This is a genomic window from Phenylobacterium sp. (assembly GCF_044372605.1).
In the GTDB taxonomy this organism is placed as follows: domain Bacteria; phylum Pseudomonadota; class Alphaproteobacteria; order Caulobacterales; family Caulobacteraceae; genus Phenylobacterium.
The window spans coordinates 1-16,692 of record NZ_JBILRO010000047.1; the positions used below are offsets into that span (position 1 = coordinate 1).

A 16,692-nucleotide genomic window follows, 5' to 3' on the forward strand; every position below is an offset into this window, starting at 1 on the left:
TCCTGTGCGAGGTCTTGTCGCCGCCCTGCGGCTTGGGGCGGGCATGGCCCTGCAGGCGGCGCAACTGGTCCCAGCGGATCACGCTGGCCGCGCTCACCCCGAACCGCTCCGCCGCGCGCCGCCGACTCAGCCCCGCGTCCACCGCCGCAAGAGCCCGGTCTCAATGATCACATGACAAAGGATGACCCATGCATGCCGGCCTCCTTCACCAGCATGCAGCTTGAATCACCCCGCCACTGATTTGGGAATCCCCCCGTTTCACTGCGCGGGGAAACCGCTCTAGACAGAGATCCCCTTCTCACGCGTTCTCAGGCATTTCCTAAACAATGGTTCGACGAGACTGTAGGCGGGATGAACTGGTGAAAGTCTACTTTCACCCAGCACGCGCTCCTAGGTTGACGAAGTTCAGTAGTGCGAGGCGCATTGCGCGGTGCGCGGGCCCAACAGACGTTTGGGGTTAGTGAATTGCGGCCTGTCAACCACTTGGGTTGGCGTTGCCCCCCGGGTCGAATGCCGCCTCGTTCCAATCGCCGACGACGCCCGGCGGCAACTCGACCCAGGCCTTCAGGCCGGCCCGGACCAGCTTGGCGCGCAAGTGCTCGGCCGAAGCCTCACCATCCTTGCCGCGATCCGCGGCGATCAGCACCGAGCGCACGCCCGGCGGCGGGATCCAGCTTCGCAGGTTGCGGGTCGACATCAGCGACCAGGCCGGGAGCGAGAACCGCTCACTGGCCGACAGCGTGGTGAAAAAGCCTTCGGCGACCGCCATCTCCGGCGCCGCCTCATCGATCCGAACCGCCGCCCCGGCGGGCACGGTGCCGACCGTTTTGCGGTTCAGACGCAGGTCCGCCGCCCGATGGGCATTGGGCGCGAGATAGGACAGCTCGACAGCGGTGAAGGCTCCCGCGGCATCGCTGACGCCGACCAGGAGGGCGGGGCGATGATGGCGGCTCTGCGCCGCATAGGCCGAGACCGGCGCATGGCCGCAGTGGCGAAGCACCTGCGGTCCTGGCAGGGCGCGCGTGATCGCCCGCAGCCGGCAATGGCGTTCGGAAAGGGTGTTGGCCACGGCCTTCCCCGCCTCCCAGATCCGCCGCGCGGCGTTCAGGCGCTCGATCGTCGTGCCGGCGGTCCCGGCCGCCGACGCCCGGCGCGACTGGCTAAGGGTGGTGGGCGCGTTGTGGGCGTCGACCAGGCCCTCGCCGCGCAGGTGATCGAGTACCGCGCGCCAGTCGCCATCCCCGAAGGTGTGGACGATGATCCGCCCGTCCTTCAGCAGCAGCGAGACGGACCGGTCGGCGGCGCTGTGGCCCGGCGCTGGGATGTTCGCCCTCTGGCCGCGATCGTAGAGATCGCCGCCCAGGGCCTGGACGATGGGTCTCAAGGACATGGCGACCTCCTGGGACTGCCTGACCAAAATTCACCCACCCCAGGCCTGCCTCCACCCTTTCCGTCCGCGGCCGACGGCCGCTCGGGATCTGACCCGGGGGCGTTGCGGGGGCATCCCCCGCTGGTGGGGGCAGGGGCAGGCCGCAACGCCTGCGACTTAAGGGGGAGGGCGCTCCCCCACCAAATCCACAGACAGACCCTGATCCTCGCCAATCACTCGCCAAACCGAAGCTTCCCCCTCAGCATCGCAACTCACAGGCTTGAAATTGAGGCGATAGCCCGGGAAATGGCGGTGCAAAATCGTCAGAGGCGGTGATCAGGAGGGCGACAGCCATGTGCTTTTATAGCAAGATAAGCCCATCATGAGTTGGGGGCGTTCCGTGATGAACACTGATAAAGTCGCGGGGGAAGAGGGCCGAAGCGAAGAAGCCTGGGTCATCGGCGCGAACCCTGAGCTGGCCATCCGGGCCCGCAATGTCTCTATGTATCTGGAGCGCGGCGGCTCCCTCAAAGAGGTCCGGCTCACCGAGAGCGAACACGGCGACTGGAGCGTCTGGCTGCGCCTGGCCGGGCGAACCGGAGAATACCGGCTCACCAAGTTCAAGTCCGACGCCCCAAAGCTATATCGCGACGTCAGCCTGGCGGTCGCCGCCTGCCGCGATGATTTCGGCTATTTCGGCCCCATCATTCTGTCCACGGATCGACACCCAAGCGACTTCGCCGGATAGATCCTCGCTGTGCCTGGCCATCCACACTACTCGTCATAATCGACGGCTTGACGTGACTCGGGCTTTTGACTCGTCAAGTTTGCTGAGTTTTATGAGCTCACATAACTCTTTAATCTTGACGAACCATCATCATCAAACCATGTAATTCCGCAAAGGCGACGACTTATGCGATTTACACACCTGCTGACAGATGATGCGCTCCTCGGAGAACTCGGCGCCGGTCTGGAGCGGGCGCGACTGGAGCGCAACCTGACCCAGGCACAAGTCGCCGAGAAAGCCGGAGTGTCCAAGAGCACCCTCGAACGGCTGGAGGGCGGTGCTTCCAGCCAGCTTACCACCCTGATCCGGGTTCTGCGCGCCCTCGATCTTCTGGAGGGCCTCAACCAGCTTCTGCCAGAAACGCCGTTCAGCCCGATTGAACAGCTGAAGCTGCGCGGCAAAACCCGCCAGCGCGCCTCCGCCCCCAAAGTCGTCCACGCCGACAAAACAGGGCCCTGGCGATGGGGCGATCAATCATGAGCACTCTGGCCCAGGTCAATCTGTGGGGCAGCCGGATCGGTGCCGTGTCCCTTGAGGATGGCGCCGCCGACGCGGTCTTTGAGTACGATCCCGCCTTTGTCGGTAGCGGCATTGAGCTCTCACCGCTCAAAATGCCGCTCGGTCGCCAACTCTACAGCTTCCCGGGCCTCGCACACCGTTCGTTTCATGGACTGCCAGGGTTGCTGGCCGACTCTTTGCCGGACAAGTACGGCAACGCCTTGATCGACGCCTGGCTGGCAACCCAGGGGCGAACGCCCGAGAGCTTCAACGCCGTCGAACGGCTTTGCTACACGGGCGCGCGGGGCATGGGTGCGCTGGAGTTTTCACCCGTTCTGGGTCCTGCGCCTGGGCGCGCCACCAAGATCGAAATCGAGGCGCTGGTTGCGCTCGCATCGGAAGTCCTGACCCATCGCAATACCCTGGCTACCTCGTTCGCAGACGCCGCCAAGGCCGATGCCCTGAAGCAAATTCTGCGCGTTGGAACCTCCGCGGCCGGGGCGCGGGCCAAGGCGGTCATCGCCTGGAACCCCCGGACCAACGAAGTCCGGTCCGGCCAGATCGCCGCCGGCGACGGCTTTGACTATTGGCTGCTGAAGTTCGATGGCGTCGAGGGCAACAAGGACAAGGAACTGGCAGACCCGGAGGGGTACGGCGCGGTGGAGTTTGCCTATGCGCAGATGGCCGGTGCGGCTGGCATCACGGTTAGCGAATGCCGATTGCTCGAAGAAGGCGGCCGGCGCCACTTCATGACCAAGCGCTTTGATCGCCTCCCAGGCGGCGACAAGCTGCATATGCAGTCATTGGCCGGCTTGGCCCACTTCGATTTCAACGATCCGCTAAGCTATTCCTACGAGCAGGCCATGCTGGTCATCCGCCAGCTCGGCCTGACGATGGATGAGACCGAGGAACAGTTTCGGCGCATGGCGTTCAACATCATCGCCCGCAACCAGGATGACCACGTCAAGAACATCGCCTTCCTGATGGACCGCACCGGCGCCTGGAGCCTGTCGCCGGCCTTCGACATCACCTGGAGCTACAACCCCGACGGGGCCTGGACCGCGAAGCACCAGATGTCGATGAACGGCAAGAGAGACGGCTTCACGCGCGAGGATTTCCGGGCCTGCGCCAAAACCGCGGGCCTCAAGCGCGGCCGCGCCGAGCTGATCCTCGACGAGGTCACGGCGGCCGTCCTGCGCTGGCCAGATTTCGCCGCGAAAGCAAAGGTCGCTCCAGCCTGGCGCAATGACATCGCCAGCACCCTTCGCACGGAAATTCCCGCCTCCTGACGCCCGGACCACCTGACAAGACCCCACCTCAAAGCCGCCTCGCCCAGACTTCGCGGGGATCGAGCTCGTTCTCGATAAAGCGCCGCAGGTCATCGTTTGCGCACCGTCAGCACCACACGGTCAACAAAGACGCCGACGGCTTCGGCGGCCAGCTTGATGGCCTCCACATAGTCGCGCTTGATCCGGTCGGCGGCGATGCCGGTCGGGGTCGAGAGTGTGATCACCCCGTCGCTAATGCCGTGGAAGCCGACGCGGCCGAACCAGCTGCCGTGGGCGCCCATCTTGATCAGCCGCAGGATCTCGGCGTTGATCTCCGGCCAGGGCGCCTCATCGGAACCTGGAGCGAACATCAGGGGCAAAGGCGCCAGTTCCTGCGCGGGGGTCTGGTCCGGCGGCGGGATTTCCCCCTTCACCCGCATGATCCGGGCAAGGTTCAGGCGCAGATCGGGCGCACCCTGAGCGGTTCGGGTAACCATCCAGCCGAAGTATTTGCAAGGGTTCTGCACGGCCGGGTCTTCCAGGGCGATGGCCAGCATCGCGATCACCCGTGGCCCGTGGCGGGCCCAGCCCCAGCCGACCGACAGGGCGTTGTTGCGTTCGATCTCAGGAAGCCAGGTCTCGGCAGCGGCGGCGATCCGGGCGACGTCGGCAGGCCCCGCGCTGGCCGGGTCTGCGAGGATATGATCCCCCACCAGCGCAGCTAGTCTCGGACAGACCTGGACGGCGGCCCTCAGCTCCTGGCGCACCATTTCCGCCGCCGCGGAGGGCGCGGATTGAGCGCTGCCCAAGCCGCTTGCTCTCTCCGGAGAGCAAATGGCGCTGGACGTTCCGCTGGTGTTGCGTTGGTCCGAGGATCCATTGTTCTTGTCGGTCGCGGGAGGCGTAGCCGGACGCGCGAAGGACGAAGCGTGCGGCGTAGGCGCGTCCTTATCCTGTACAGAAGAACTGGCGTTCTTTTGGGACTGTTCTAGGCGCCGGGATTTAGGCGCCTGGGCGGTATATCTCTCCGCAAACACGACGGGCTCAAGATACTGGGCTCGGCGAGCTTGCGCCGCCTCGCGGAGCGCGGTGTCAGCGGCCTCCATTTCGTCCAGGCGCGCCACCAGTGGGGCCAGGTCATAGGCTTCGACGCCGGCGGGCCGGTTAGCCCGATTGTAGTCGCGAACCATATAGCCGGCCGCCTCCAGGCCCCGCCGATTGGCCCGCGCTGTGCTCTCGCTGCAGCCGAGGTAGTCGGCGATCAGCGCCGTGCTCGGCCACACACAGGCGACGTCCTTCTCCAGGCGGTCCTGATTGAGGTGCTCGACATAGAGCAACAGGGTCATCCGCTGCTGGATGGTGAGCTTGGGCGTGCCCTTCAGCACGGCCGCAGCGATGCGCGCGATGCTTTCGCCCGGGCTCCAACGCCAGGCGCGGGCCTGCTCGCAGACCGCGTCGAAGTTGGGGGCTCGCTTGGCGAACCCTGGTCGCCAGTCGTCCTCGGATAATGCGCTTTGCATGTCGTCCCTTCGTGCTGGGACGAGGCCGTTTCGACGGTGCGAAACCGGCAGACAGAAGACAACAGGTCTCCTATTCGGGCCTTGACGACGCAAAAAGCGCCTTCTAGGTTGGTCCCGATCAATCAAGCCGCTGCCACACGGTGCCTGCGATTTCCGAAAGCCTCCAGCGCCAACTGGGGGCTTTCGCCGTTTTGGGGTCTCGTCTAGGTCAAACTGAATTCCTGAATTTCGACGAGGCGCGCGCAGAGGATCTGGCGCGCGACTCAGTCGGGCTCAGCGTTCAGTGAGTCTGGGCGAAGCTGAAGGCTTGGAATTGCACCATTTCGACCAAAAAGGGCCGATTCGGGCGGTTGACGGATATTCCGAAACGAGTCCGTGGCGGCCGACTCAGGGATCTACGGCTTGTGGTCCGAGGACTGCACAGGACCAGCTGTGGTAGGTCGGCACCGTCGATCGGCCCGGGGCGGGCGCTACGACGCCCCATTGGGCGGCTTCGCCTTGCGCCACGCCTGGAAGCCTCGATCCGATTCCATGAAGGTCGACAGGATGTGTGGCACGAGCGGTTCGAGCGCGATGTCCTGGGCGTTGCTCTGGGCGTAGGCGCGCTGATAGTCGACCAGGTCGACTGCGAGCTTGCCGCGCAGCCGCAGGCGCAGGTCCGTCACCTTCTCCTCGAGGTTGATCTTAGCCAAGGACAGGGTGGGCTTGGCGGGTCGCGTCATGGGTGTCTCCTTTGATGGACTGAAGGAAGCGGTTGATCGCTGCGAAGGCGAAGTCCGTCAGCTTGAGATTGAGGCCGTCGGTGTGCCGGCGAATGCGCAGGCAGAGCGGCCGGGACAGACGCACCGACACCCGGTCCTTGGCGCCGCGTACAGCGGGGAAGGCGATCTCGACGCCGCTCTCCAGCGCCTCCACCAACTCTCGAAACGCGCGCTCATAAATGAGCCGCACACAGCCACGAGGATTCTTGCGCGTATTCAGTCGTTCGGCGGCCGACACCATGTCCTGGTGCAGGCCCTCGGACAGGAACAGCCCGAGCTTCTCTGCGGTCTGGGTCACTGGAACTCTCTCTTACTGGAAGGGGGGCTTACGGTTAGGGCGCGAGGATCATGTCCTTGTTGACGATGACCTGGAGGGGCCAGCCCGCGCGCACGGTGATCGTGGCTTGGCGGTTCAGATCACGCTCAGTGATCCTTTGACCGGTCTGCTGGGCCTGGTTGGAAATGCCGCTGGCGGCGCTGTTGATCACCAAGCCGCCGGAACTTCGGTTGCCGGCGTCCTGGGCGGACGCCGCGCCGATGCTGAAAATCGTTGAAAGCGCGATGCCACGCGCCAGCTGGCCGAAGTGCCCATCTGTGCGGTCGCGAAGGCCGCTGGCGCCGGCCAGGTCGGCCCCGGTCATCGAGCCGATATTGATCGACCGGCCGTCGGGCATGACGATCCGGTTCCAGGAGATCAAAGCCCGCTGCTGACCATAGGCGACCTGGCTGTCGTACTGACCGATCAGCCGCGCGCCCTGCGGGATCAGCACGGTGCGCCCATTGACGTGGTCGTAGACCGGCCGGGTCACCTGGGCGATGACCTCGCCCGGCAGATCAGAGTTGATCGCGGTGATGAGCGCGGCCGAGATCAGGGTTCCCGCCTTCACCTCCCACGGACTGAGCGGCGGCAAAAGCGGATTGGCCAGGTAGTCCTCGGACCGCGAGCCGGCCAGAAACTGGCGCTTGGCGCCCTGGCCGTTCTGCGGCTGCACCTCCGCCGACCGCTCGGCCGCCCGCTCGGTCGGCGATGCGGCCCGGCCGGCGAACCCCGCCAACCCCACCGCGGGCGCGGCCACATCCCTATCGGCCACCTGCACCGGCTGTCCGCCGAAGAAGGGACCGGCCGCGCGCGCTGCGCGGGCCTGATCGCGAGCCTCTTGGACGGCCGGGTCCACCGGCGGCGCAGGAGGCGCGGTAGCGACGCCGGCTGCCGGCTGTCCTGCGATGTCCGCACCGGGCGGGGGCAGGGTGGCCATGCCCGGCGCGGAGGCCTGCAGGCCCGGATCGCCATACCCCTGAGCGAAGCGGTTGGCGATCTCGGGACGTTGCGGCGTCTGGGTGTCGGCCGCGGCTTGCGGATCCTGATCCTTGGCCGCCCGCGTGTGGGAGCCGCCAAAGCCGAGATAGAATCCCAAGGCCACGACGCTGGCCAGCGCGGCGGAGCCAGCCAGCAGGTATTTGCGATTCCAACGGGTCACCGGCGGACGTGGACCGGTCAGCACACTGGCCGGCGAGGCCTTGCGCTCCGGCGCGGCCATCGGTCCTTCACCCTCGGAAGGCGGGTCGGGAGGCAGGTGGCTCATCTCAACGCGCCCCGCTGGTGCGGGATATCCGGACCACGACCTGGCGGCCCTCACCGAGCCGCAGTTCGGCGACATCAATCATCCGGTCGACGACGTAGTAGCCGTTGGCGAACCGGTAGTTGACCAGCTCGGCCTGCTTGTTCGGGCCGATCAGGAAGAGCGGCGGGGCCTCTGTGGCCGCGAGGTCGGCGGGGAACTGGATGTAGGTCTTCAGGCCATCATCGAAGACCCGCAGAGGCTGCCAGCGGGGACCACGCCGGGCTCCAATCGGTTGGATCCGATAGGCGAAGTTCAGGCGGTCGATGGCGATGCTGCTGGCCACGACCGTCTGGTCGGCCGCCGCGCGAGCCGCCTGCGCGTCGCGCATCTCTTCCTGCGGATAATTCCAGCTGATCACGCTCGTATAGGTCTCGCCCTCGTGGCTGACCGCTTCGAGCAGATAGGTCCGCTGGTCCGTGGTCAGGATGATGTTGGTGCGCAGGCCGCCGCGGATCGGCTTGACGAAGACGATCACCTGCTGGCCAGCCCCGGCGCCCTGGACTGTTTCTCCGAGCACCCATCGAACCGTGTCGCCGGACGCCTTGGAGATCAGCTTTTCGCCCGGTCGAAGGGTGATCGCGGTCAGAAACCGAGGGCTGGTGTGGACCACATAGAGCCGTCCCGGTTCGAAGTCGTAGTAGAGCGCGGCGTTGAGGTAAGCGCCGGCCGAGGGCAACGACCGCGCGGCGTCATTGCCCGCCTGAACGGTCCGCAGCACCGGCGAAGCATAGGTCGCGCGGCGCACGGGCCGACGGCGGGGCGGCTGAACCGGCGCGGCCGTGGCGGCTGCTCGTGGCGCCGCAACCACCACGGCCAAAGCGCGCGGCGGCGAGGAGGGCGGAACGGCCCGCGCAGGCGCCGGCTGAATCTGCGCGGAGACCTCGGAACTGCCCGCGAGGGCGAGCCCGACGGCGAGGCTGATGGCGCCGCAAGCCCGAAGGAATGTGTGTGTCATGACTAAAGCTCCCGGCTCCACTGAAACGAGGTGATGTAGATGCCGAGGGGGTTGGCCCGGAGTTCGGCCTCGTTTTTCGGCGCGTTGATCTTGGCGGTGAACAGGCCCGTCCAGTTCTCGGTGGCGCGGGTGGTGCCCTGGTCGAAGGTCGTCTCGCGCCACTGCACCTGGTAGGTGTTGGGACTGCGGGCGAGGACGGAGACGATCTCGACACTGACCGCCTGAGCCCCGGCGTTAGCGAAGGGGTCGTGGGTCTTGGCGTAGTCGTTGAGCTGACCAATCGCGGAGCCCGCCACGAACCGGTAGGCGGCGGTCCAGTTGTCGCGGATGACGATCGCATCGATGCTTTTGGAGCGGGTCCGCGTCACCCAGTCGGCCAGAAAGTAGCCGGTCTCCGCCGTCGACGGCTTATAGCTTTGCCCGGCGACTTCGATGCGACCCGGCCTGCCGTACTTGTCGATCGGAACCACGAAGGTGGCGATGTTGGTGTTGCTGGCCTGGTAGATGAAACCGCCAAGCGACAGGGCCGCCAGGCCCAGCGAGCAGAAGGCGGCGAGCCGCCAGTTCTTCGCCTGCGCGACGGCCGAGCCGATGCGATTGTCCCACTCCTGCGCAGCGCGCTGATAGGGGCTCTCGACCGGCGCGGAGCTGCCGTAACGGTCTTGCGGTCTCCTGAAGGCGTTCAACATGGCAGTTCTCCAGGGGCTCTAGGACTTGGGTTCATCGTCGGGACGGATCGGCGAGGCCGACATCCCGGGGCTGTTCGAGTCGCCGCTGGCGGCCGCGGTCGCGGCGCTGGTGCGCGCCGCCGAGCCCAACCCGCTCCGGCGGGCCTGGGCTCGCGCGACGATCGGCGACGTAGAGCCGGCGTCGCTTGCCGGAGTTTCCGGCCTGGATGCCGACGGGCCGCTCGAATCCGACGCGGGCGCGCTGCGGCTGGCAGAGGCCGGACTTGGAGTAGGACCCGGCCCTTGGCTGGGTGAAGGGCTCGGGCCACCGCCGCCACCAAGTGCTCCTCCACCTGACGACAGGCCACCAGACGCAGCCCGCGCTGCGGCCACCTTCGCGCCACCTGCGGCCGCGCCCTGGGCGATGGCGCCACCCGCCATTCGAGCCGCAAGGCCGACGCCGGCGACGCCGGCAGCGACACCCGCTGCGCCCATCAGGGCGCTGCCGGCGTTGAGCTGCGGGCCGCCACTGATCAGCGCACCGGCGATGGCGGGGATCTTCAGCGCCAGCATCACCATGACGACGGCCCCGAGGAGCAGCCCGACGTCTTCGTAGATGTCTGGATCGGCTGACACCGTGTAGGCGTCGAAAATTGTCGTCCCGATGGAGATCACGATGGCCAGCGCCATCAGCTTGATGCCGACCGAGACGACGTAGCCAATGGCTCTTTCAGACAGAAAGGAGGTCTGGGTCAGGATGCCGAACGGGACCGTCACAAACGCGATCAGCGTGACGATGTGAAATTCGATGACGACGACCGTGACCTCGATCGCCAGGATCACGAACGCGATGAGCACGCCGATGCAGGCGATCAAGGCCATCAACACGACGTCGATATGCGCGAAAAATTCCACCGGCCCCGGTGCAACCCGGTGGATGTAGTCGAAGAGCCCGATGCAAATCTCGATGCCCTTCATGACGATCTTGGAGGGTGAGTTCAGGAAGTCGCCGAGGCTCATGGCGCCGCCCCCGGCCTTGAGGCCGAGGCTGGCGAAGCCCTCCACGACCGTCTGGCTGAGGCTGTGCCACTGGGTCACCAGCCAGGTGAAAAAGCCGATCAGCAAGACCTTCCGAACCAACGCGGCGAGGACGTTTTGATTCTCGTCGATCGCCCACAGGATCGCTGTCGTGACGATGCTGATCACCACGAGGGTCGCTAGAACCGACTGGACGTCCCCAGAGATCAGCCCAAAGCCACTATCGACCTGTGACCGAAAGTTATTCAGGAAGACGTCCAGGCCGGCGGGGCTAGCTGTGCTCATCGTCTGCTTCCGCGCTCCTAGAGATGGCCAGGGTTGCGAACGCCGGGCGCGGTCGGCGGAGCGCCGTGGAACACCCGCTCGTGCTCGGCGTCGGCGTCTGCTTGAAGGGCATTGACGCAATTGGGCGTCTCACCCAGGCGCCCCGGATCGTTTCGGCAGGCAGCCAGGAATTGCCCGCGCTCTTGGGGATGTGCGGCGAAGTACGCCTTGTCGTGGGACGGTACGGGCCGACTACAGGCGGAGAGACCGAGGGTCGCGAGCCCCACGAGGATCAGGATGCGGCACATCAAAGGTGGTCCGAATTCTTGACACCGATGGCGGCCGGAGGGGCGCCGTGAAAGACACGCTCATGTTCGGCATCCCCGGCGGCTCTCGCTGCCTGGGCCTGCGCCTCGGCGGTCTGCTGAGCCCGCCCTTGAGTAATCAGGATGGTCTGGAGCTGGGTGAGCTGGGTGCTCAGGCTCGCCAGCAATTGATTGGTCGCCTGGATGGCCGCAGTTTGCCCCGCAGCGTTTTGAGAGGCGGCGACCGCTGCGTTAACGGCCCCGGCGGTCGTCGGCTGCGAGCGAACGATCAGGTTCTGGGTCGCCATCGCCTCCTGAAGGGTCTGGCGGCTATTGGCTTGCCATCCGGCCAGCGCCTGCCGCGTCTGAGCAAAGCTCATCCCCTTCAGGTCGGTCGGATAGATCTGCTGAAACTGCTGGGCGAGGTTCTGGCCCTGGTAGCCGATGCCCTGCGCGGTCTGGAGAAGCTGCGTCGCCTCCGATGCGATCTGTTGCAGCGGACCCGTGACGTCGACGCCAAGCTTCTGCAGCATGGCCGCCTGGCTGGCGACCTGCTGCTGAAGTTGCGTGATCATCTGGAGCTGCTGCTCCACCTGCTTGATGGCCTGGACGATGGCCTGCGGATCGATGACAACGATCTGCGCCTGCGCCGGCGGCGGCGCGGTCGTGCTGAGACCGAGACTGAGGACGGCAACAGCAGCGGTCGTGGCGACAAGCCTACGCATGGCGAGAGTCCTCCGAGGGGGTGGGGAAGGGGAAGTGACCAGCGGTCCAGAAGCGTCCACGCGCTCGAAGAGCGGCTCGGTCAGCGTACGAAACAGGGCCGCGGCGGCGAACAGCACGATCCCGAACACCAGCAGGAAGAAGCTGTGGTGCAGCGGCGTCGCGAAGATCGCGATGAAGCCGGGTGCGCACAGAGCCAGGAACAGTAGCCGCCGACGCCGGCGTGTCCGGGTCCAGCTCGCCGGCACCCGAGACGCAAGACCCGCGAAGGCGTTGATCCAGGGGGCGACATGAGGCTGGCGGCCAGGATGGGCCTCGGTCGGCTCATCGGGTTGGCGAGGCATGGTCATGCGACCCTCGCCTCGACGAGTTGGTCGCTGAGGTATTTCGCGACGTCCGGGTGTCCGACCGCCGCGAAATAGGCTGGCGCAAACCCGGCCCGCCCGTGCTCCTCAAGGAGCGCCGTCATGAGCTGCTGATCGCCGGGCGAAGAGGTACCCACGGTCGCCAGGGCCAGGGGCCCAAGACCTAGCTCGAACAGCCGGTTGCCGGTGCTCGACTGATAGTAATATTCCCGCTTGGGCGTGGCGTTGGCGATGATCCTGACCTGCTGCGCGTTCAGGCCGAACGCCTCGTAGAGCGCCAGGATCTGTGGCGTCTGGGCGTCGGGGTTGGGCAGGAAGACCCGGGTCGGGCAGTTCTCGATGAGCGCCGGCGCGATCGAGGAGTTGGCGATGTCGGCCAGGCTCTGGGTGGCGAAGACCACGGCGACATTGAACTTGCGCAGCGTCTTCAGCCACTCGCGGATCTTCGCGGCGAAGGCACCCCGATCCAGGAAGAGCCAGGCCTCATCGAGGACCAGCAGTGTCGGCCGGCCGTCGAACCGCTTCTCGAGGCTGCGGAAAATGTAGGTGAGAACCGGGGCCAGCGCGGCCTTGCTGGTCATCAGGTCCGACATCTCGAAGGTCTGCCAACGGGCGTCCGACGAGAGGTTTTGGTGGGCGTCGAGGAGATGGCCGTGCGGCCCACTAAGGGTGAAGGGCGCCAAGGCCGCCTTCACTGTGTGATCCTGGATTGTCGCTGCCAGCAGCGTCAGGGTGCGCTGTTCGCGGGGGCCGGCCGCGAGGTTCTTGATCGCACCCCAGATCTCTTCCTTTACCGGCGGCGTGATCTCCACGCCCTCGGCGGCGACCAGATCCTGCACCCACTCCTGCGCCCAGGCGCGGTCCTCGGCGCCGTCGATCTCCGCCAACGGCTGGAAGGCGAGTTCGCCCTGGTCGCCGCCAAGGTGGAAAAACTGCCCGCCGGTGAGCAGCGTGGCTGCGCGCGAACTGGCGCCTTTGTCGAAGAAGAACACCTGGGCCTCGGGGTAGCGGAGCCACTGGGTGGCGATCGTATTGAGCAGCACCGATTTGCCGGCGCCGGTCGGGCCCACCACCATCGTGTGGCCGACATCCCCCTGGTGGAGGTCGAAACGGAAGGGCGTCGATCCGGCGGTTCGCGTGACCATGAGGGGCGGCTGGCTGCCGGGATGGCCGCGCTTGGCGCACTCGGCGGTGAGGTGTTCGTTGCGCGTCGGGCCGGGCCAGATGGCCGACATCGGCATCATGTCGCAAAGGTTCAGGGAAGAGACGAACGGCCGGCGCAGGTCGGCATAGGCCTGCCCTGGCAGGCTTCCGAGCCAGGCCTCGACCGCGTTGATGTCCTCGACCTTGCAGACGAAGCCCACCCGGTTAATGGCACCTTCCACCTCACGAACCCGGTCGGCCAGCCGGTCGGGGTCGCGGTCCATCAGGGTGACGGTCGGGGTGAAATAGCCGATGGAGGCAAAGTCGCCGCCGAGGATCGCCAAGGCCGCGTCAGCGTCGTCCGTCTTGGCGGCCGCGTCCGGGTCTTCCAGTTGGGAAGGCTCGTGGGTAATGGCCTCCTTGAGCAGAGCCATGACCCCCTTGCGCTTCGCAAACCAGCGTTTGCGCAGCGTGGTCACGGCCCGCCGGGAGTCTTCCTTGTCGAGCGGCAGATAGCGGCAAACCCAGCGATAGCCGACGCCCAGCTCGTTCAGGCGGTCGAGCAGTCCTGGGGACGAGGTCGTCGGATAGGCGCGCACCGATATCGTGCGGATGAAGCTCTTCCCGAGCCTGGGAAAAAGTCCGCCCTGGAAGTCATCGTCGGTGAGGAAGGCGTCGAGATAGGCCGGCGTTTCGGGGGTGCGGACGTAGTGGGGCTTGGTCGAAACGCACCCGTGCAAATAGGTGAGCGTCTCATCGTCCGAGAGCTCGGCCACGCGGGGCATGATGGCGGTCAGGATATCGACGACCTGGCGAACCGTGCCGAGGAAGTCATTCAGGGCCGCGCGATACATCCCCGCGGCACCGCGGCCCGATGGCGCGTTCTCCAGCAGGAGGCTTTCGGCGGTGCTGATCGCCTCCTCGGGCGGCAGGTAGGTCAGGGTGAGGAAATAGCGGCTCTCGAAGTGCCGCTCCTGCGCCTCGAACGCCGCGCGCCGTTCATCGTCGATGAGGTCGGACACCGGATCGGGAAACTCGCCGGCCGAATAGTCCTGGGAGGCTGCGCGAAGCGCCTCGATGTGCAAACACCAGCGCGAGCCGAGGCGGCGAAGGGCGTTGTTGAGCTGGGCGCGGATCGCCACAAGGCTGGCATCCGTCGAGCTGGCGAGGTCCGGGCCTCGGAAGCTGAGGGTTTTCTGGAAGCTGCCGTCCTTGTTCAGGACGAGGCCGGGGCCGATCAGCGCGACCCAGGGCAGATGGTCGAACAGGCGCTCAGCCTTCGGGCGGTATTCCTTCAAATAGAGCAAGGTGAAGTCTCCTTCGGGAAAGCCGAGTGCCAGCGTCGGGCTGGCGCCGTGGAGACAGGACAATTGGGGGAGGGGAGCCAAAACGTGCCGGCCTCCCCAACGAAGACGGGCGGCGGGTTGTCAGGCGTCCCAGTAGGGTTTTTGCCGGATGTGGCGGCCGAGCACGTCGAAGACGTAGGGGTCGCGTTTGGTCAGCCAGTAGGCGCAGACGTGGACCGCAAGGCCCAAGGGGATGCCGATCATCGGGACCTGGAGCCCCAGGGCGAGGGTCGCGGTCACGGTGCCGTTCAACACCGCGATCATCCGTGGCACGCCGCCGATGGTCACCGGCTCGGACAGCGAACTGTGGAAGCCGATCTCGAAGCCCTCGATCCGGGATCCCGCCATCCTAAAACGCCGCCCCGGCGGTCAGGTCGAAGAAGCTGGTGACGAACGTCGTCGCAGTGAACGCGATGGCCAGGCCGAACACGATGCCGATGCCTTTGCGCATCGCCGACCCGCCCTCCGCGAAAGCAAAGCCAAGCCCGGTGATGACGATGGCGATCACGCCAATCGCCTTGGCCACCGGTCCGGCGAGCGAATTCATGATCGTGGTCAGCGGTCCTTCCCAAGGCATGGCCGTGCCGCCGCCGGCCGCCCAGGCGGGCTCCGCCATCACCAGAGCCGCCCCGACGGCGAGCAGCAGAACCGCCCCCATTGGGTGGCCAGAAGTGATCCCACGACGATCTCTGAAGATGGGTCTCATCGCTGAATCCTTAACGTTTCGACAGCCCGTGAAGGCCGGGCTCACCAACCGTGAGTTGATGTAGGCGGCTGGTCAAGGTCTTTTATTATCTTAAAAGCCCTCTATGTGCTTATTTATGTTATTTAGAGTTGTGCGGGCGGATACAGTTTAGCGGTCACTCCGACGACCCATCAGGTCGGCGCGCGATGGCGTTCTCTTTCGAAGATTTTGACTGTTTCCGCTGCGTAAGCGGCCATTTGAGGGCGGATGCCCGAGTTCTGTGGGCTGTTGATTCCCTGGGCCAGATAGATCGCCCGAGAAAGTAGCCCGAAGCGCCGCGCTAGGCGGATCGACCTCCTGCTCGGAGTTTCCGCGCGTCAGGGACGGCCCGTCTGAGCCTACGGGTCGGTGTGGATCGCAGCGACGGGTTTGATCGCCGGGGCTCCGGCCCAATACGCGCATGGACGAACGGCCTTGGCGTGTCCGCTACATCCTTCAGCGGCCTGCTCGCCGTCATCTGGCAGTTCGCCCCGTTCGGCGGAACGCCCTGGACCTTTGCCGTGAACCAGTCGCATACGAGACGGACCGGGCTGCCGCGGGCGTGCGCCTGACCGCAGAGGCATCCGGCCCGATCACCGTCCTCAATGGCCTCGCTTTCGAGGTGCCCCACGCCTTTCGACGTGCTTTGGGCACCGGGCGGCGATCCCAGGCCCTGGCCACGCTGATCGAAGACCCGCGCAGCATCTACCTGGACTTCCTGATCCGGCGGAGCCGCTCAGCGCGCTATGTGGCTTCGGTCTTCGAAGGCGCGCTGCTCCTGGCCGCCGCCGACATGCGCGACGGGCTACGCACCCTTCCCGCCCTAGAAGTTGTGGACACTTACCGCAGCCAAAGGACGGTGGCGGCGAGAGTGCCGACGGCGAGGTAGTTCCTGGCGGTGTTCTCGAAGCAGGTGGCAACGCGCTGGAATTGCTTGAGCTTTCCGATGCAGCATTCGACGAGGTGGCGCTGGGCGTAGAGGCTCGCATCGAGCGGGTGTTTCTTGCCCCGCGAAGGATTGTTGGGGATCACGGCAAGCGCACCTTTCTAGGTGACGGCTCGGCGGATCTGATCGCTGTCGTAGGCGGTGTCGGCCATGGCCACGGCGGCGTCCAATCCGTCGATCAGCGTGGCCAGGGCCTGGGGCACGTCGCCGCGATGCCCGGCGGTGAGATGGAAGCGAAAGGGACACACTAGAGCGGATTCCGATCAGTCTGCATCGTATCCGCAGCTCTTGAAGTAGTTGGCGCACTCGGTCGGAGTGAAGAGGTCGATGAAGCGTCCGATGGCGTCCCAGAGGGCGCCGACGGTTCGCTCGGCGGCCTTGCGGAGTAGG

At 65.9% G+C, this 16,692-nt stretch carries 17 protein-coding genes and 3 pseudogenes; 4 read left to right on the top strand and 16 right to left on the bottom strand.

The genetic code is table 11. The features are described 5' to 3' along the window. Positions 1 to 142: pseudogene (locus ACIQ42_RS06275) on the bottom strand (IS630 family transposase); the annotation flags it as partial. A gap of 333 nt (positions 143 to 475) precedes the next feature. Then, positions 476 to 1,390 (bottom strand): toprim domain-containing protein, encoded by a 915-nt coding sequence (locus ACIQ42_RS06280; protein WP_397421355.1) that lies wholly within the window; start codon positions 1,388 to 1,390, stop codon positions 476 to 478. Positions 1,391 to 1,772: 382 nt separating this feature from the next. Here ACIQ42_RS06280 and ACIQ42_RS06285 point away from each other — a divergent pair, with 382 nt between their 5' ends. The 3 genes from ACIQ42_RS06285 (at position 1,773) to ACIQ42_RS06295 (ending at position 3,943) form a co-directional block, all read left to right on the top strand. Next, a complete protein-coding gene (locus ACIQ42_RS06285; RefSeq protein WP_397421356.1) occupies positions 1,773 to 2,117 on the top strand; it encodes a hypothetical protein in 345 nt (114 codons plus the stop codon). A 165-nt stretch (positions 2,118 to 2,282) separates the two neighbouring features. Then, on the top strand, positions 2,283 to 2,636 hold the full coding sequence (locus ACIQ42_RS06290) for a helix-turn-helix domain-containing protein (protein ID WP_397421357.1): 354 nt from the start codon (positions 2,283 to 2,285) through the stop codon (positions 2,634 to 2,636). After that, positions 2,633 to 3,943: a type II toxin-antitoxin system HipA family toxin gene (locus ACIQ42_RS06295; RefSeq protein WP_397421358.1), complete on the top strand. Its 1,311-nt coding sequence runs from the start codon at positions 2,633 to 2,635 to the stop codon at positions 3,941 to 3,943. The genes ACIQ42_RS06290 and ACIQ42_RS06295 overlap by 4 nt, the downstream gene beginning before the upstream one ends. Positions 3,944 to 4,032: 89 nt before the next feature. Here the strand turns inward: ACIQ42_RS06295 and ACIQ42_RS06300 are convergent, their stop codons facing one another. The 12 genes from ACIQ42_RS06300 to ACIQ42_RS06355 all read right to left on the bottom strand — a co-directional run bounded on the left by ACIQ42_RS06300 (position 4,033) and on the right by ACIQ42_RS06355 (position 15,290). Next, complete coding sequence (locus ACIQ42_RS06300) at positions 4,033 to 5,442, bottom strand: helix-turn-helix domain-containing protein (protein WP_397421359.1); 1,410 nt, start codon at positions 5,440 to 5,442, stop codon at positions 4,033 to 4,035. 470 nt (positions 5,443 to 5,912) lie between these two features. Next, positions 5,913 to 6,164: a DUF2274 domain-containing protein gene (locus tag ACIQ42_RS06305; protein WP_397421360.1), complete on the bottom strand. Its 252-nt coding sequence runs from the start codon at positions 6,162 to 6,164 to the stop codon at positions 5,913 to 5,915. After that, a complete protein-coding gene (locus tag ACIQ42_RS06310) occupies positions 6,127 to 6,501 on the bottom strand; it encodes a hypothetical protein (protein ID WP_397421361.1) in 375 nt (124 codons plus the stop codon). The genes ACIQ42_RS06305 and ACIQ42_RS06310 overlap by 38 nt, the downstream gene beginning before the upstream one ends. Before the next feature lie 34 nt (positions 6,502 to 6,535). Further along, the gene (locus ACIQ42_RS06315; RefSeq protein ID WP_397421362.1) at positions 6,536 to 7,786 is read right to left on the bottom strand and encodes a TrbI/VirB10 family protein; all 1,251 of its coding nucleotides are present in this window, start codon (positions 7,784 to 7,786) and stop codon (positions 6,536 to 6,538) included. A gap of 1 nt (position 7,787) precedes the next feature. Continuing rightward, a complete protein-coding gene (trbG, locus tag ACIQ42_RS06320; protein WP_397421363.1) occupies positions 7,788 to 8,780 on the bottom strand; it encodes a P-type conjugative transfer protein TrbG in 993 nt (330 codons plus the stop codon). A 2-nt stretch (positions 8,781 to 8,782) separates the two neighbouring features. Next, positions 8,783 to 9,469: a conjugal transfer protein TrbF gene (trbF, locus tag ACIQ42_RS06325; RefSeq protein ID WP_397421364.1), complete on the bottom strand. Its 687-nt coding sequence runs from the start codon at positions 9,467 to 9,469 to the stop codon at positions 8,783 to 8,785. A gap of 18 nt (positions 9,470 to 9,487) precedes the next feature. Beyond that, positions 9,488 to 10,771, bottom strand: a complete 1,284-nt coding sequence (gene trbL / locus ACIQ42_RS06330) for a P-type conjugative transfer protein TrbL (protein WP_397421365.1) — start codon at positions 10,769 to 10,771, stop codon at positions 9,488 to 9,490. 17 nt (positions 10,772 to 10,788) lie between these two features. Further along, positions 10,789 to 11,058 carry an EexN family lipoprotein gene (locus ACIQ42_RS06335; RefSeq protein WP_397421366.1) on the bottom strand — a complete coding sequence of 90 codons (270 nt, stop codon included), beginning with the start codon at positions 11,056 to 11,058 and terminating at the stop codon, positions 10,789 to 10,791. Beyond that, a complete protein-coding gene (locus ACIQ42_RS06340) occupies positions 11,058 to 12,026 on the bottom strand; it encodes a conjugal transfer protein TrbJ (RefSeq protein WP_397421367.1) in 969 nt (322 codons plus the stop codon). The genes ACIQ42_RS06335 and ACIQ42_RS06340 overlap by 1 nt, the downstream gene beginning before the upstream one ends. Positions 12,027 to 12,124: 98 nt before the next feature. Further along, entirely contained in the window at positions 12,125 to 14,593 is a 2,469-nt protein-coding gene (gene trbE / locus ACIQ42_RS06345) for a conjugal transfer protein TrbE (protein ID WP_397421368.1), read from the bottom strand. 120 nt (positions 14,594 to 14,713) lie between these two features. After that, a complete protein-coding gene (locus ACIQ42_RS06350) occupies positions 14,714 to 14,980 on the bottom strand; it encodes a VirB3 family type IV secretion system protein (RefSeq protein WP_397421369.1) in 267 nt (88 codons plus the stop codon). Position 14,981: 1 nt separating this feature from the next. Then, positions 14,982 to 15,290 (bottom strand): TrbC/VirB2 family protein, encoded by a 309-nt coding sequence (locus tag ACIQ42_RS06355; protein WP_397421370.1) that lies wholly within the window; start codon positions 15,288 to 15,290, stop codon positions 14,982 to 14,984. A gap of 628 nt (positions 15,291 to 15,918) precedes the next feature. Here ACIQ42_RS06355 and ACIQ42_RS06360 point away from each other — a divergent pair. Next, a complete protein-coding gene (locus ACIQ42_RS06360) occupies positions 15,919 to 16,245 on the top strand; it encodes a hypothetical protein (RefSeq protein ID WP_397421371.1) in 327 nt (108 codons plus the stop codon). Here ACIQ42_RS06360 and ACIQ42_RS06365 read toward each other — a convergent pair. Together ACIQ42_RS06365 and ACIQ42_RS06370 are read right to left on the bottom strand one after the other, a co-directional pair. Next, positions 16,197 to 16,553 (bottom strand): annotated as a pseudogene (locus tag ACIQ42_RS06365) (transposase); the annotation flags it as partial. The gene ACIQ42_RS06360 and the pseudogene ACIQ42_RS06365 sit on opposite strands and share 49 nt — an antisense overlap. A gap of 12 nt (positions 16,554 to 16,565) precedes the next feature. Further along, positions 16,566 to 16,692 (bottom strand): annotated as a pseudogene (locus ACIQ42_RS06370) (IS630 family transposase); the annotation flags it as partial.

Bases quoted from the DNA above. Each gene is read 5' to 3' on its own strand.
- ACIQ42_RS06280 (WP_397421355.1), bottom strand. From the start codon at position 1,390: ATGTCCTTGAGACCCATCGTCCAGGCCCTGGGCGGCGATCTCTACGAT.
- ACIQ42_RS06300 (WP_397421359.1), bottom strand. From the start codon at position 5,442: ATGCAAAGCGCATTATCCGAGGACGACTGGCGACCAGGGTTCGCCAAG.
- ACIQ42_RS06290 (WP_397421357.1), top strand. From the start codon at position 2,283: ATGCGATTTACACACCTGCTGACAGATGATGCGCTCCTCGGAGAACTC.
- trbG (WP_397421363.1), bottom strand. From the start codon at position 8,780: ATGACACACACATTCCTTCGGGCTTGCGGCGCCATCAGCCTCGCCGTC.
- ACIQ42_RS06295 (WP_397421358.1), top strand. From the start codon at position 2,633: ATGAGCACTCTGGCCCAGGTCAATCTGTGGGGCAGCCGGATCGGTGCC.
- trbF (WP_397421364.1), bottom strand. From the start codon at position 9,469: ATGTTGAACGCCTTCAGGAGACCGCAAGACCGTTACGGCAGCTCCGCG.
- ACIQ42_RS06285 (WP_397421356.1), top strand. From the start codon at position 1,773: ATGAACACTGATAAAGTCGCGGGGGAAGAGGGCCGAAGCGAAGAAGCC.
- ACIQ42_RS06350 (WP_397421369.1), bottom strand. From the start codon at position 14,980: ATGGCGGGATCCCGGATCGAGGGCTTCGAGATCGGCTTCCACAGTTCG.
- ACIQ42_RS06335 (WP_397421366.1), bottom strand. From the start codon at position 11,058: ATGTGCCGCATCCTGATCCTCGTGGGGCTCGCGACCCTCGGTCTCTCC.
- ACIQ42_RS06355 (WP_397421370.1), bottom strand. From the start codon at position 15,290: ATGGGGGCGGTTCTGCTGCTCGCCGTCGGGGCGGCTCTGGTGATGGCG.
- trbL (WP_397421365.1), bottom strand. From the start codon at position 10,771: ATGAGCACAGCTAGCCCCGCCGGCCTGGACGTCTTCCTGAATAACTTT.
- ACIQ42_RS06315 (WP_397421362.1), bottom strand. From the start codon at position 7,786: ATGAGCCACCTGCCTCCCGACCCGCCTTCCGAGGGTGAAGGACCGATG.
- ACIQ42_RS06305 (WP_397421360.1), bottom strand. From the start codon at position 6,164: ATGACGCGACCCGCCAAGCCCACCCTGTCCTTGGCTAAGATCAACCTC.